Below are 14,925 nucleotides of genomic sequence, written 5' to 3'. Positions count from 1 at the left end.
CGCGGCGCCCCGGGTCGCATACTGACGGCATGACTGACCGTATGACGGGCGGAGACGCCGGCCGGGGCACGGTCCGGCGCGGAGTGCTGCGGGCGGGCGCGGCGGCGGTGGTGCTGGGTGTGGCGGGGTGTACGAGCGGGGGCAAGCCGCAGGCGGCGGGGCCGAGTTCGAGCACGATGACGCCGGGAACACCGACCGTGACACCCACGCCCACCCCGACGCCCACGCCCACCCCGACGCCCACGCCGCTGCCCCAGCCGCCGCTCTGGCAGCCCGGCCCGTCCGAGATCCAGCCGGACGTGAAGCGCCGGGCCGTCGAGCTGGTGGCGGCGCTCGGTGCCTGGCCGCCCGGCGGGCAGGGGGTGGAGGCGGCCCGGGCCAGGGTGGCGGCGCTGGGTTTGCCGCCCGCGCTGGCCGACCAGGCGGGGCCGCTGGCGCCGGCGGCGTCGGAGGCGAGCCTGGAGGTGATCGTCGCCCAGTACGGCGGGATCCTCGCCGATTCGGCGAGTGTGCTGGTGGTGTGCCGTCAGTGGACCCGGGGCCCGGACGGTTCGGTGGTCGGGGGCGGCACGACGGTGGACGTGCGGCTGAGCCGGGCCGCGCCGCGCTGGACGGTGACCGAGCTGCATCCGGGGGTGGCGGGCCCGGCGGCCGACGCATTGCCGTCGGCGGTGGCCCGGGTGCTGGCCGAGCCGAGGATCGAGCTGCCGCCGGAGGCGGCGGCGGACCTGCGCAGCGGCACCGTCCACGACAGCGTGCCGGAGGCGATGCTGCGGATGGCCGGCCCGTACACGCTGTCGGTGAGCGTGGTGCGGACCGGCCATCCGTTGGACGTCTTCGGGACGACCCGGCCCAGCGACCATCCGCTGGGCCGGGCTTTCGACGTCTGGCGGATCGACGGCATGGCCGTGGTGGACCCGGCCACGCCCCGGCAGCTGATCGAGTCCTTCATGCGGGACGCGGCCGCCGCCGGTTCGTACAACGTGGGTGGCCCGGTGGCGATCCCGGGTGCCGGCAATCGGTTCTTCACCGACGACACCCACCACGACCACTGCCACGTGGGGTTCAACCACTAGACCTGACAATCTAGTTGACGTTGACGCCGCTCCACGCCGCCGCGACGGCCTTGTACTCGGTGCTGGTCGCGCCGTAGAGGTCCTTGGCCGCGCTGAGCGAGGCGGCGCGGGCGCCCTTGTAGTTGGTGGTGGAGGTCATGTAGACGGTCAGTGCGCGGTACCAGATCTTGGCGACCTTCTGGTTGCCGATGCCGGTCACCGTGGAGCCGTTGCAGGTGGGGCTGTTGTAGGTGTAGCCGTTGATGGTCTTGCTGCCGCTGCCCTCGCTGGCCAGGTAGAACCAGTGGTTGCCGACGCCCGAGGAGTTGTGCACGTCGAGCTTGCCGACCGAGCTGCTCCAGCAGTCGGCCGAGCGGCCGTCCAGCGAGGGCTTGTCGAAGCGGCGCAGCCACGGCGGGGTGGACTGGTCGCTGAACAGGTAGTCGGGGGTGTCGACCTTGTTGTTGGCGTACCACTCCACCATCGTGCCGAAGATGTCGCTGGTGGACTCGTTGAGGCCGCCGGACTCGCCGCTGTAGCGCAGGTTGGCGGTGGCGCTGGTGACGCCGTGGGTCATCTCGTGGCCCATGGTGTCGAGGTCGACCTGCTCGGGGTCGTGGCTGCCGTCGCCGTCGCCGGTCATCATGCAGAAGCAGGTGTCGGACCACTGGGCGTTGTCCCAGTTGGTGCCGACGTGGACGAAGACGGTGGCGCCCTTGCCGTCGTTCTTGATGCCGTTCCGGCCGAAGGTGTTCTTGTAGTAGTCGTACGTCCAGGCGGTGTTGGCGTGGGCGTCGACGGCCGCGGTGGAGCGGTCGGTGGAGAACTTCTTCCCGTCGCCCCAGATGTTGGTGGCGCTGGTGAACGCGGTGCCCGAGGAGGCCTTGATCGAGCTCGCGGCGAGGTTGTGGGCGTCCTTGGTGACGGTGCCGCGGACCGGGTCGGTCAGGGTGTAGCCCCCGCTGACCGGGGTGGTGTCGATGGTGACCGTGCCGGTGTACTCGGAGTTGCCGGTGCCGGAGGCCTGGTGCTCGGCGTCGTAGGCCTCGATCTGCTCGCCGGTGGTGGCGTCGGTGACGACGACCCTGCCGGCCGGCTGGCCGTGCTCGCCGGTGCCCTCGACGGTGGTGCGCCAGGCGAGGCGGGGCGTGCCGTCGGCGGCCCAGACGACCAGTTCGGGTGTGCTGACGGCGTCCTGGACGCCGGGGGCGGCGGAGAGTGCGTCGGCGGCGCCGGACTGGGCGGGCACCTTGGGGACGGTCGACTTCACGGCGGCGTCGTGGGCGGCCGCGCGGGAGGTGTCCTTGAGCTTGCCCTTGGCGTCCTGGTGGACGACCAGGTCGCCGCCGACCACGGGCAGGCCCTGGTAGGTGCGGTCGAAGCGGACGTGCGAGGTGCCGTCGGCGTCGAGCACGACGTCCTTGAGCACGAGGTCCTGGCCGGCGCCGAAGCCGAACACCGAGGCGTTGTGGGCCACGTTGACGCGGGCCTGGGATATCGCGGCCTCGCGCGGGTTGGGCGCGGCGGAGGCCGTGGCGGCGGGGATGGTCGCGCCGGCGAGGGCGGCGACGATCGCGACGGCTCCGGCCACGCGGGCACGGCGGAAGGAGGACGTGGGGGTCACTCTGACTCCAGTGGGGGTTAGCTGCAGGGAAAGGAGCTGGGTCAGAGATTGACGGCGATCAGTCAGGTCCAGCTAGGGGAAAGGTCATAACTTTGCCAAGTTGTGTCCTTGGATAGTCAAAAGTGATCAGAAATTAACAAGCCCTCCACCGTGCGGTCGTGACGATCGACTACCTGTGGCTCGGCCCGTGAAAGCTCTAGGCTCTGCGTCCATGGACGGATGGGTGGGGGCCTGGACCGGCGGGCGGGCGGCGGTCCACGTGGGCGACGTCGCGGACTTCAACGCGCAGTTCTTCGCCCCCGGCATGGACGCGGCGCAGCGCCTGCGCCGGCTGCGGCAGGCGCACCACTACGCCTGCCTGGCCGTCTGCTACAGCCCCGAACCGGCGCTGCTGGTACTGCCCGCCGAGGTCGCCCCGGAGTGGACCGACTGGCTGGCCCGGGAGTTGGCCTGGGGCCCGGTCGAGGTGCACAGTGGCGTCGCGCCGGACCGCACGGTCGCCGAGGCGCTCGCCGCCCGCCCCGCCCTGGCCGCGCGGATCGCCGACTCCGGCCGCCCGGTGGTGCGTTGGGGCCGGACCGCCGCGCAGGGCGAAGGGCCCGAGCTGGCCGCCGTCCGACGCTACGAGTCCAAGGCCGCCGCGCACGACCTGTTCGCCGCTCTCGCCCCCGGGCACCCCGGGATCCGCCTGCCGGACCAGGAGCGCCCGGCGGGCCGGCGCCGGGCCGCCCGCCGGCTGACCGTCCGCGCCGTCCGGGGTCTGACCACCGTCCTGAAGAGCCCGTACGGCGTCGGCGGCTACGGCACCGTCGTGGTCGAGCCCGCCGACCTGTTCGCCGCGGGCGGCGGCGGGGCGCTGCTGCGGCGGCTGGTCCGGGCCGAGATCCTGCCGCCCGAGGGCGAGTTGCTGCTGGAGGAGTACGTGGATCCGGGCCCGGCCGCCCGGCTGCGCGATCTCACCTACGACGCGCTGGTCGGCCCGGACGGCACCGTCCACCCGGTCGGCACGGGCGTCATGGACGTGGCCGGCACCCAGTATCAGGGCGTGACCGTCGGCCCCGGCACGGTGCCGCGCGACGCCGCCGGGACGGCCCGCCGGTTCGCCCTGGCGGTGGGGGAGCGGCTGGCAGCCGAGGGCTACCGAGGCTGGTACGACGTCGACTTCGTCACCGACCGGCAGCGCCGGCTCGCCCCCACCGAGATCAACCTGCGGCTCACCGGCCCGGCCGCCGCCTTCGTGCTGCGCGCCCGCCTCGACGGGGTGCGCGGTCCGGGCCACCTGGTCCGCACCCTCGACGGGATGCCGCTCGGCGCCCGGCTGGCCCCGGCGGCGCTGCACGACCACCTGGAGCGGCTGCGGCCCCGCTGCGCCCGGCTCGGCGTCACCCTGCTGCCGCTGATCCCGACCGCCTGCCACGACCCGGAGCCCGTCGTCGGCCTCGCCCTCGCCGGGCGGGACGCCGAGGCGCTGGACGCGGCCGAGGCGCTGGTCGCCGCCGCGAACGACGGGCTGGCCGGGATGTTCGAGGCGCTTCGATGACGTATCGTCAGTTCTTGGCGGGAGTACGTGGTTTGGTCAGCAGGAAGGTCACCACGACGGCCGCCGCCAGCATCAGCGGGACGTTGAAGACGAAGATCATCGTGGTCTCGCGCGGCCAGTCCGTGGCGGCGGTGAGCCGGTAGAGGTTGTCCTGCGGCCACCAGGAGGCGAGCAGCCAGAACACCGACAGGTGGGTGAGCACGGACAGCCGCACCGAGCGGCCCTGTCGCAGCACCGCCGGGAGGCCGAGGAACAGGAAGGCCATCCCGGCGCCGAAGGACAGGTTCTCGCACAGGTAGAGCAGCTCGAACCCGAGGTGGTAGTCGGAGGGCACCGCCGAGAGGTCCGTGGAGCCCGGGTAGAAGATGTTGGTGGTGACCCAGGCGAAGAGCGCCCCGAACACCGTCAGCGCCACGGCGGAGCAGCCCGAGTCGCTCCCCGAGCCGCCCCCGCCCCCGGCCTTGCCGCCGCCCTTCCGGGAGCCGGTCGGGCGGGACCCGGCCTTCCGCGACCCGGCCGGGTGGGCCCCCGCCGTGTGGGACCCGGCCGGGCCCGAGCGGGCGGCGGTGTACGCCGGCACGGCCGGCAGCGGCAGGGCGGCGCGGTCCAGCTTGCCCGCCCGGGTGCGCGGCAGCTCGGACAGCGGGACGACGGCGGCGGGCGCCGACCGGCCGTCGAGTTCCCTGCGCAGGTACTGCGAGAGCGACCAGCCGTCCCTGCCGTCCACTCCCGGCGCGGTCACCGCGTAGCCGACCAGCAGCCGCTGCCCCGGCGCGGGCTCCACCTCGACGACGGTCGCCTCCCGGACCGCCGGGTGCCCGCGCAGCGCCGCCTCGGCCCGGGCCGCCGCCCGGACCCGCTCCAGCACCGTGGTCGCCCGCTGCGCGCCGAGCGGCCCGACCACGGTCGCGGCCCGGGCGGTGAACTCCAGCACACCGTCCGCCCGCAGCACCCCGAGGTCGCCGGTCAGCAGCACCCGCCCGTCCGGGTCGAAGTCCGCCCGCACGAAGCGGCGGACGGTGTCCACCGGGCGGTTGAGGTAGCCGCGGGTCAGGCCGCTGCCGGCGACGGCGATCTCGCCGAGCCGCCCCTGCGGCACCGGGGTGCCGTCCGGGCCCAGCACGTACACCCGGGTGCCGGGGAAGGGGCGGCCGACCAGCGAGACCCGCTCGGCACCGTCGGCGACGGCCGTGCCCTGCGCGTCGAAGTACGTGCTGTCCACGGTGGCCTCGGCCAGCCCGTAGACGTTCAGCACCCTGGTCCCCTGGCCGAGCAGGCGCTGCAGGCCCAACTGCTCGTCCAGGTACCACTTCTCGGCGCCCACGGTGAGCAGCCGCACCCCGGGCAGCGCGCCCTCGGCCGGGGTGCCGCCGGTCCCGGTGCCGCCGGTCCGGGCGCCGCTGCGCTGCGTCAGCAGGGCGGCCAGTCGGCGCGCGGTGCGGACGTTCAGCTCCAGTACGGTGATCCGCTCGGCGGCCACCAGCTCGGGCAGCAGGACGAGGTCGGCGGTGCGGTCCAGGGTGAGGTTGTACGGGGCGACGACCAGGGTGGCGCCGGTGCAGAGCGCGCGGACCCAGTCGGCGGTGAAGACGTCGAACTCCAGGCTCGCCGTCTGCAGGATCCGGTCCTCGGCGGTCAGCCCGTACACCGTGCGCCACCCCTCGTGGGCGGCCAGCAGGTTGCGGTGCTCGACTGGCGTCCCCAGGGGCAGGCCGGTGGAGCCGGAGGTGTAGAAGACGCAGGCGAGGTCCTCCGGCGCGACCAGGGGCGGCGCGAACGGCGCCTTCGGGCGCGCCGCCGAGTCCACGCAGACCAGTTGCGCGCCGCCCGCGTCCGCCAGCCGGACCCGGTGCGCCTCCTCCGTCACGACCAGGTCCGGCGCGGCGTCGGTGAGGACGTGCCGCAGCAGTGCGTCGGGCGCGCTCGGCTCCAGCGGCACGTACGCGGCGCCGGCCTTCATTACGGCCAGCAGCGCCACGTACACCTCGGTGCCCCGGCCCAGCGCGACCGCCGCCCGGCCGCCCGGGGCCAGTCCGCGCTCGGCCAGCAGGGCGGCCAGCCGGTCCGCCCGCTCGTCGAGCTGCCCGTACGTCAGTTCGCGCTCGCCGCAGCGCACGGCCACCGCGGCCGGCGCCCGGCGGGCCTGCTCCTCGACCAGCCCGTGCAGGGTGTCGGCCCGCCCGGTATCCACGCCCATCCCGCGTCCCCCTCGTCCCCGCGTCCCGCGTCCCCGCGTCCCTGGTCCCCGCGTGCCTTCGAGACGTCCCCTCGAAGGCACGATCCTCCTCCCAACTCCCTTCGGGCAACAGAGTTCTGGCACGTCCACCCGTCGGACGGACCGACCCCGCCCCGGCCGACAGTTGTACTCTGCACGCGGACGGACGGCGCCGGACCGTCCGGTGCGGCGCCCCGCCCGCACCCTGCCCGGCGCCGCGATCGGAGTCCCCCCACCGTGAGTTCCCCCACCCCCTCGTTCGACGGCCCGCTGCTGCGCACCCGGGAGGTGGACGTCGTGCGCGACGGCCGCCACCTGCTGCGCGGGATCAGCCTGGAGATCCGCCCCGGCGAGCACTGGGCGCTGCTCGGCCCCAACGGGGCGGGCAAGTCCACCCTGCTCGCCCTGCTCGGCGCGGTCTCCCACCCCACCCGCGGCGAGGTCGACGTGCTCGGCCGCCGGCTCGGCCGGGTCGACATCCGCGAGCTGCGCGCCCACCTCGGGCACGTCAACCCGCGCCACCCGCTGCGCTCGCCGCTGACCGTCCGCGAGGTGGTGCTGACCGGGCACACCAACACCATCGAGCCCGAGCCGCACCGCAAGCCGGCTCCGGAGGTGCTCGAGCGGGCCGAGCGGCTGATCGAGACGCTCGGCATGCGCGCGATGGCCGAAGCCCCGTGGACCACCCTCTCCCAGGGCGAGCGCGGCCGGGCCCTGATCGCCCGCGCCCTGATGCCCAGCCCCCGCCTGCTGCTGCTCGACGAACCCGCCACCGGGCTGGACCTCACCGCCCGCGAACTGCTGCTCGACAGCCTGGACCTGCTGCGCCACCAGCACCCGGACCTGGCCAGCGTGCTGGTCACCCACCACCTGGAGGAGCTGCCGGAGAGCACCACCCACGCCCTGCTGCTGCGCGGAGGCGAGTGCGTGGCCGCCGGGCCGGTGGACGAGGTGATGACGACCGAGCTGATCAGCGCGACCTTCGGCCACCCGATCCGGATCAGCCGCCACGAGGGCCGGTGGACCGCCCGGGCCGCCGCGCGCCGCACACCGGGAAGGTAACGGTTCAGGGGGGTGGGTGTAGACGTTCGGACATCCTTACGTAAGGTATGCCTTAGCTAACGACGGGGCCCGCCCCGCCGACCACCGCACTGCCTTGGCACTCCCATGCCCTTTTCCGTTGGAGCCCGCATGTCCGCCCGTCGCCGTTCCACCGCAGCAGCGTTGCTCTCCCTCGCCGTGGCGACCGCAACCCTGGCCGGCTGCTCGTCCAAGAACGACGACAAGGCGGGCTCCTCCGACGCGGTCAAGGTGAACGCGAGCGACAGCGCCTGCGAGGTCTCCAAGACCACCTTCCCGGCCGGCCACGTCGTCCTGGACATCAGCAACAAGGGTTCCAAGACCACCGAGGTCTACGTCTACGGCGACGGCGATAAGATCATCACCGAGCGCGAGAACATCGGCCCGGGCACCAAGGCCAGCATCAACGCCGAGATCAAGGCCGGCTCGTACGAGGTCGCCTGCAAGCCCGGCATGGTCGGCGACGGCATCCGCCAGAAGATCACCGTGACCGGTGACAGCGGCAGCGCCGCGCCCGCCGACCCGCGCCTGGCCGCCGCCGTCGACGCCTACCGCACGTACGCCCAGGAGCAGGCCGACGCCACCATCCCGGCCGTCGAGGCCTTCGCCGCCGCCATCAAGGCCGGCGACCCGGAGAAGGCCAAGTCGCTGTACGCGGCCTCGCGCACCGGCTGGGAGCGCACCGAGCCGGTCGCCGAGAGCTTCGGCGACGTCGACCCCAAGACCGACACCCGCGAGGACAAGGTCGAGGCCGGCCAGCAGTGGACCGGCTGGCACAAGCTGGAGAAGTCGCTCTGGGCCGACGCCAAGATCGGCGACGACGAGAAGAAGCTCGCCGACCAGCTCGTCAACGACCTCAAGGACTGGCAGAAGAAGATCCCCGCGGCCGAGATCACCGCGACCAGCATGGCCAACGGCGCCAAGGAACTGCTGGACGAGGTCGCCACCAACAAGATCACCGGCGAGGAGGACCGCTACAGCCACACCGACCTGGCCGACTTCCAGGCCAACGTCGAGGGCGCGCAGAAGGCCTACGAGCTGCTGAAGCCGGTCGCCTCCGAGAAGGACCCGGAGCTGGCCAAGACCCTGGACTCCGAGTTCGCCGCCATCAACGCCCTGCTCGCCAAGTACAAGCAGGCCGACGGCACCTTCACCTCCTACGACAAGGTCACCGAGGCCGAGCGCAAGACCTTCTCCGACGCGGTCAACTCGCTGGGCGAGCCGCTGTCGAAGCTGGCCGCCGCCGTGGTCGTCAAGTAACCGGCGACCCGCCACCGGAAGCACCCACCCCACCGACGCCGTGGCGGCCCGACCGGCCGCCGCGGTATCCGTGAGTCCGCGCACAGCAGTTCAGCACACAGCAGTTCAGCGCACAGCCGTTCAACGCAGCGCAGTTCAGCGCCCCACAGCAGTTCAGCACCGCACAGCACGCCGAGCAGATCAGTACCGAGAAGGGCCCGCCCGCCGATGGACGCCGAGAACGAGCAGCAGAACGGGACGCCGGCCACCACCGACGCCACCACCGACGCCACCGCGACCAAGGGCGCGGTCAGCCGGCGCGCCGTCATCGGCTGGGCCGGCGCGGGCGTCGCGCTCGGTGCCGCCGCCGTCGGCTCGGTCGCCGCGGCCACCCGTCAGGACGACCCCGCCCCGGTGGCCGCCGCCCCGGCCGGCGCCGAGGTGCCGTTCTACGGCGAGCACCAGTCCGGCATCGCCACCCCGGTCCAGGACCGGCTGCACTTCGCCGCCTTCGACATCTCCGAGAAGGCCACCCGGGAGTCCCTGGTCAAGCTGCTCAAGGAGTGGACCAAGGCGGCCGCCGCCATGACCGGCGGCCGCGAGGTCGGCACCGGCGCCGCCACCGGCCTGCCCGAGGCGCCCCCGGACGACACCGGCGAGGCCCTCGGCCTGCCCGCCTCCAGGCTCACCCTCACCATCGGCTTCGGCCCGAGCCTGTTCGAGAAGGACGGCGTGGACCGCTTCGGCCTGCAGGCCAAGCGCCCCGAGGGCCTGATCGACCTGCCGAGCTTCAAGGGCGACAAGCTCGACCCCACCCGCAGCGGCGGTGACATCTGCGTCCAGGCCTGCGCCGACGACCCGCAGGTCGCCGTGCACGCGATCCGCAACCTGGCCCGCATCGGCATGGGCACCGTCAACATCCGCTGGTCCCAGCTCGGCTTCGGCAAGACCTCCTCCACCACCCCGGACGCGCAGACCCCGCGCAACCTGATGGGCTTCAAGGACGGCACCCACAACATCGCGGGCACCGACACCGCGAAGCTCGCCGACCACGTCTGGGCCGCCCCCGGCGACGGCCCCGAGTGGATGACCGGCGGCTCCTACCTGGTCGCCCGGCGGATCCGGATGCACATCGAGACCTGGGACCGCACCTCGCTCAAGGAGCAGGAGGACGTCTTCGGCCGCACCAAGGGCGAGGGCGCCCCGTACGGCAAGGCCAAGGAGCACGACGCACCCGACCTCAAGGCGATGCCCGCCGACTCCCACGTCGCGCTCGCCCACCCGGACGCCAACAACGGCCTGATGATCCTGCGCCGCGGCTTCTCCTTCACCGACGGCACCGACGGCCTCGGCCGCCTGGACGCCGGCCTGTTCTTCCTCGCCTACCAGCGCGACACCCGCAAGGCCTTCGTGCCGCTGCAGACCCGCCTGGCGGCGAGCGACAAGCTCAACGAGTACATCCAGCACGTCGGCTCCGCCCACTTCGCCTGCCCGGCGGGCGTGCGCAAGCCGGGGGAGTGGTGGGGCCAGGCCCTGTTCGGCTGACACCCCGACCGCGTTCCCCAGTACCACCTCGACACCCCAGGAGCCCGCGTGTTCGGCAACTACCTGATCGGCCTGCGCGAAGGCCTCGAAGCCAGCCTCGTCGTCTGCATCCTGATCGCCTACCTGGTCAAGACCGACCGCCGGGACAAGCTGCCCCCGGTCTGGCTCGGCGTCTCCGCCGCCGTGGTGCTCTCGATGGCCTTCGGCGCGGTGCTGCAGTTCGGCTCCTCGCAGCTCACCTTCGAGGCCCAGGAGGCGCTCGGCGGCTCGCTGTCGATCATCTCGGTCGGCCTGGTGACCTGGATGGTGTTCTGGATGCGGCGCACCGCGCGGCACCTGAAGACCGAGCTGCACGGCAAGCTGGACGCGGCGATCGCGATGGGCACCACGGCCCTGGTCGTCACCTCCTTCCTGGCCGTCGGCCGTGAGGGCCTGGAGACCGCGCTGTTCATCTGGTCGGCCGTGCAGGCCACCGGCGACGGCTGGAACCCGCTGATCGGCGCCGCGCTCGGCCTGCTCACCTCGGTGGTGCTCGGCTGGCTGTTCTACCGCGGCGCGCTGAAGATCAACCTGGCCAGGTTCTTCACCTGGACCGGCGCGATGCTGGTCGTGGTCGCGGCCGGCGTCCTCGCGTACGGCGTGCACGACCTGCAGGAGGCCGGCTGGCTGCCCGGCCTGCACAGCACGGCCTTCGACATCTCCAGCACCATCCCCAAGGACAGCTGGTACGGCACCCTGCTGAAGGGCGTGTTCAACTTCCAGCCCGACCCGACGGTGCTGCAACTGGTCGTCTGGCTCCTCTACCTGATCCCGACGCTGGCCGTCTTCTTCAACGTCCTCGGCGGCGGCAGCGGCAGCAAGAGCAAGCCCGCCAAGCCCGCCACCGCCAAGCCGGCCGCCTGACCAGGCAGGTCGCACCCCACCGCACCCCACCACACCTCACCGCCCCGCCCGGCACCCGCCGGGCGGGGCGGTTTCGTCATGAGTCCGTCACAGCCGGAACCGGTTCGGTCGTGGGCGGCGTGCTGGGGGTGGAAGTGCCGATCGCGTACCCGTGGGGGGAACATGACCGTTCGTAGGCCTGCCAGGCTCGCGGCCGCCGGTGTGACGGCGCTCGCCGCCGCCGTGCTGCTGACCGCGTGCAACGACGACGCCGGGACGGGGGCGCAGCCGGCGCCGACGGTGACCGTCACCGCGACGACGCCCGCCGCGCCGACGAGCGCCGGCAAGGTGACCGTCCCCGGGGCGACACCGGCCGGGCCGATGGTGACCCAGTCGGCCGGCGCGCGGTGCAAGGCCGACGAACTCGAAGCCACCGTCCAGCTCCAGGACGCCGGTTCGGCGATGCTGATCCTCACCAACAAGGGCAGCCGGAGCTGCACCCTGTTCGGCTACCCGGGATACGGCGGCCTGCGGCCCGACAACAGCGCGGACACGATCGCGGTCAAGCGGGAGGCGCACCCCGGACCGCCGACCGCGGCCACCCTGAAGCCGAAGACGAGCGCCTTCGCGGGCCTCAAGTGGAACTCCTGCGACAAGGCCGACCCGACCTGCCACGTGGTCGCCGGTCTGCAGCTCACCCCGCCGGACGAGACCAAGCCGCTGACCACCGAGGTGATCGGCCTGGACGGCAAGCCGGTCGTCCAACTGCTGGTCTCCGCGGCCGGGCTCACCACCGGCTCGCTGCAACCCTCCAACCAGGGCGTGGTGTTCGCCGGGCCGTGACGCGGTCACGTGACGCCGTGACGCGATGCGGCGACCATGTGATCACGTGACGACGCGAAGGAGCCCCCCGGGGTGGTCCGTTCGGACCGCCCCGGGGGGCTCCTGTCGGTGCGCCGCCCGGGCTATTCGCTCTTGATGGCGTCCAGGATGTCCAGCTTCGCGGCCTTGTGGGCCGGCCAGAGCGCGGCCAGCAGGCCGACCACGGCGGCCGCCAGCAGGAAGCAGAGGATCTGCACCGGCGGGACCTCGGTGGTCAGGCCCTTGAACGTGTCCGCGAGGGTGCGCAGGCCCGCCCAGGCGACCACGATGCCGAGGACGACGCCGACCAGTCCGCCGAACAGAGCGATCAGCAGCGACTCCAGCCGGACCATCCGGCGGATGCCGAGCCGGTCCAGGCCGATCGCCCGCAGCATGCCGATCTCCCGGCGGCGCTCGAACACGGACATCGCCATGGTGTTGACCACACCGAGCACCGCGATGACCACGGACATCCCGAGCAGCCCGTACATCATGTTCAGGATGTCGGTGACGATCTGGCGGTTCTCCGCCTTGATGTCCTTCTCGCCCTTGACGGCGATCAGCGGGTTGCCGCCGGTGGCGTCGCGCAGCGCCTGCTTCAGCTTCGCGGTCGGGCCGTCGGCGCCCTTGACCAGGACCTTGTTCGGACCGGTGCCGGGCGCGGCGTGCGGCCCGACCACGGCGTCGGGGGCGACGATCCCGGCCAGGGCGCTGTTGGGCTCCTGCACGGCGCCGACGGTCAGCGAGGCCTTGGTGCCGTCCGGGTAGGTGACGGCGAGGGTGTCGCCGACCTTGTAGCGGCTGTTCCCGGAGGAGCCGGCGCTCACCAGCAGCTTGCCCTGCCTGAGGGCGTCCGCGTCGCCCTCCTTGACCTTGATGGTCGCCAGCTGGTCGATGCCGGCGGCGTCCACGCTCGTCAGCCACTCGGTGTCGGCGCCGTCCGCGGTCCCGGGGACGGCGGTGCCGGCCGCTCCGGTCGCGCCGATCGTCACCGGGACGGTGCGGTCCACGCTCATCGCGCTGACACCGGGCGCCTTGGCGATCTGGGTGGCGACCTCGGGGGAGAGCATCGAGTAGTTCTGCATGGTGACCGTGAAGTCGGCCTTGAGGTCGCTCGCGGTCGCCCTGTCGACGGCCTTGTTCACCGAGGCGCCGACCACGGTCAGCGCGGTGATCAGGGTGACGCCGATGGTCAGCGCCGAGGCGGTGGCGGCGGTGCGCCGCGGGTTGCGGATCGCGTTCTCCTTGGCCAGCCGGCCCGGGGTGCCGTACAGCCCGCGCAGCAGCGGGGCGAACAGCGCGATCAGCGGCCGGGACAGCAGCGGGGTCAGCACGAACACGCCGATCAGCAGCGTGCCCGCGCCGACGCCGACCAGCTTGACCTCCTTGTTCGCCGCACCCGCCGCCAGGCCGGCCGCGCCGGCCAGGGCGAGGGCCAGGCCGATGCTGTTGCGGACCACCAGGCTCTTCTGGGTGGCGGGCTGCTCGGCCGAGCTCATCGCCGCCACCGGCGCGATCCGGGAGGCCCGGCGGGCCGGCAGCCACGCGGCGAGCAGGGTGACCAGGACACCGACCGCGATCGCGGCGATGACCGTGCCCGGGGCGATCACCAGCGGGCCGTCCGGCAGGTTGGCCTCCAGCGGGCCGTTCAGCAGTGCCCGGAGTCCGGCGGCGATCCCGATGCCGACGGCCAGACCGGCCACCGAGGCGGTCAGGCCGACCAGGCCCGCCTCGATCTTGACGGAGCGGGTGATCTGCTTGCGGCTGGCGCCGATGGCGCGCAGCAGGGCCAGTTCCCTGGTGCGCTGGGCGACCAGCATGGTGAAGGTGTTGGCGATGATGAAGATGCCGACGAAGAGCGCGATGCCCGCGAAGACCAGCAGGGCGGTGCTCATGCCCTTGGTGCCCTGCTGGATCATCCGGTCCTGCTTGTCGGCCAGTTCGCGGCCGGTCCTGGCCTCGATGGTGTCGCCGTGCGGGACGGCCTGCTTGACGGCGGTGAGCAGCGCGGCGTCGTCGGTGCCCGGCTTGGCCTTGACGTCCAGCTCGCCGAAGCGGCCCGGGGTCAGGTAGAGCTGCTGGGCGGTGGCGCTGTCGAAGGCGGCCAGCGAGCCGCCGGCCGTCACGCGCGGGTCGTTGGTGCGCAGGGTGCCGGTGAGCTTGAGTTCCATCACCGGGCCGTTGACGGCCACCCGCACCGTGTCGCCGACCTTGTAGGAGCCCTTCTCGGCGGTCTTGGCGTCCAGTGCGATCTCGGTGGCGTCCTTCGGGCCGCGCCCCTCGACCAGCGGGTAGCGCGGGTCGGTGCCGTCGGCGCCCGGCACGTAGTTGGTGCCGGTGGTGGAGAAGCCGTTGCCGATCAGCGCGCCCTTCTTGTCGGCGATGCCGGCGAAGCCGCTGATCACGCCGCGGGCCTCGGCCACGCCGGGCAGCGCGGCGACGGCCTTGCGGGTGTCCTCGGTGAGGGTGGGGCCGGTGCCGGCCTTGCTGCCGTGGTCGTAGCCGCGGCCGACCGCCTCCCGGTCGCTGACCGTGACGGCGATGTCGGTGTAGCTCTTGGAGTTCTGGGACCTGAGCGCGCTGCCGAGCGTGTCGGTGAAGACGAGCGTGCCGGCCACGAAGGCGGTGCCGAGCATGACGGCGAGTGTCGTCATCAGCAGTCGGCCCTTGTGGGCCAGCACATTGCGCAATGCGGTGCGGAACATGAGGGGTTGTCAGTCCTGGGGTGCTCGTTGGGACGGGTGGCTTCGGGGCTTCGGGCTGTCGCGGTGTCAGCTGGTGTGGCCCCTAGCTGGTGCGGCCCTTGGCGTCGAAGCGGCGCATGCGGTCCAGGACGGTGTCGGCGGTGGGGGTGTGGAGTTCGTCGACGATGCGGCCGTCGGCG

The 14,925-nt window shown here is 73.0% G+C and carries 10 protein-coding genes and 1 pseudogene; 7 read left to right on the top strand and 4 right to left on the bottom strand.

The window, feature by feature from the left end; translation table 11 throughout:
* The first annotated feature begins 29 nt into the window (after positions 1-29).
* On the top strand, positions 30-1,076 hold the full coding sequence (locus tag ACIBEC_RS16425) for a hypothetical protein (RefSeq protein ID WP_360507077.1): 1,047 nt from the start codon (positions 30-32) through the stop codon (positions 1,074-1,076).
* A 10-nt stretch (positions 1,077-1,086) separates the two neighbouring features.
* On the opposite strand, the gene ACIBEC_RS16420 is transcribed toward ACIBEC_RS16425, so the two are convergent.
* Positions 1,087-2,679, bottom strand: coding sequence for a M4 family metallopeptidase (locus ACIBEC_RS16420; RefSeq protein ID WP_360507080.1), 1,593 nt, complete (start codon positions 2,677-2,679; stop codon positions 1,087-1,089).
* A 211-nt stretch (positions 2,680-2,890) separates the two neighbouring features.
* Here ACIBEC_RS16420 and ACIBEC_RS16415 point away from each other — a divergent pair, with 211 nt between their 5' ends.
* Positions 2,891-4,219, top strand: a complete 1,329-nt coding sequence (locus ACIBEC_RS16415; RefSeq protein WP_360507083.1) for a hypothetical protein — start codon at positions 2,891-2,893, stop codon at positions 4,217-4,219.
* Between the two features lie 7 nt (positions 4,220-4,226).
* Here ACIBEC_RS16415 and ACIBEC_RS16410 read toward each other — a convergent pair whose 3' ends face one another.
* Complete coding sequence (locus ACIBEC_RS16410) at positions 4,227-6,416, bottom strand: AMP-binding protein (RefSeq protein ID WP_360507086.1); 2,190 nt, start codon at positions 6,414-6,416, stop codon at positions 4,227-4,229.
* 255 nt (positions 6,417-6,671) lie between these two features.
* On the opposite strand from ACIBEC_RS16410, the gene ACIBEC_RS16405 reads away from it, so the two are divergent.
* From ACIBEC_RS16405 to ACIBEC_RS16385, 5 genes are all read left to right on the top strand, one after another.
* A complete protein-coding gene (locus ACIBEC_RS16405) occupies positions 6,672-7,496 on the top strand; it encodes an ATP-binding cassette domain-containing protein (RefSeq protein ID WP_360507090.1) in 825 nt (274 codons plus the stop codon).
* A gap of 129 nt (positions 7,497-7,625) precedes the next feature.
* On the top strand, positions 7,626-8,774 hold the full coding sequence (gene efeO / locus ACIBEC_RS16400) for an iron uptake system protein EfeO (protein ID WP_360507093.1): 1,149 nt from the start codon (positions 7,626-7,628) through the stop codon (positions 8,772-8,774).
* A 207-nt stretch (positions 8,775-8,981) separates the two neighbouring features.
* A complete protein-coding gene (gene efeB, locus ACIBEC_RS16395; protein ID WP_360507095.1) occupies positions 8,982-10,298 on the top strand; it encodes an iron uptake transporter deferrochelatase/peroxidase subunit in 1,317 nt (438 codons plus the stop codon).
* A 48-nt stretch (positions 10,299-10,346) separates the two neighbouring features.
* On the top strand, positions 10,347-11,201 hold the full coding sequence (efeU, locus tag ACIBEC_RS16390; protein WP_360507098.1) for an iron uptake transporter permease EfeU: 855 nt from the start codon (positions 10,347-10,349) through the stop codon (positions 11,199-11,201).
* Positions 11,202-11,363: 162 nt separating this feature from the next.
* Complete coding sequence (locus ACIBEC_RS16385) at positions 11,364-12,023, top strand: DUF4232 domain-containing protein (protein ID WP_360507100.1); 660 nt, start codon at positions 11,364-11,366, stop codon at positions 12,021-12,023.
* A 122-nt stretch (positions 12,024-12,145) separates the two neighbouring features.
* Here the strand turns inward: ACIBEC_RS16385 and ACIBEC_RS16380 are convergent, their stop codons facing one another.
* The gene (locus ACIBEC_RS16380; RefSeq protein ID WP_360507103.1) at positions 12,146-14,746 is read right to left on the bottom strand and encodes an ABC transporter permease; all 2,601 of its coding nucleotides are present in this window, start codon (positions 14,744-14,746) and stop codon (positions 12,146-12,148) included.
* 82 nt (positions 14,747-14,828) lie between these two features.
* Positions 14,829-14,925: pseudogene (locus tag ACIBEC_RS16375) on the bottom strand (ABC transporter ATP-binding protein); the annotation flags it as partial.

Source organism: Kitasatospora sp. NPDC051164, assembly GCF_044455625.1.
Taxonomy (GTDB): domain Bacteria; phylum Actinomycetota; class Actinomycetes; order Streptomycetales; family Streptomycetaceae; genus Kitasatospora.
Note: the sequence above shows the minus strand (reverse complement) of the source record. Positions and strands in the feature narration are given on the sequence as shown.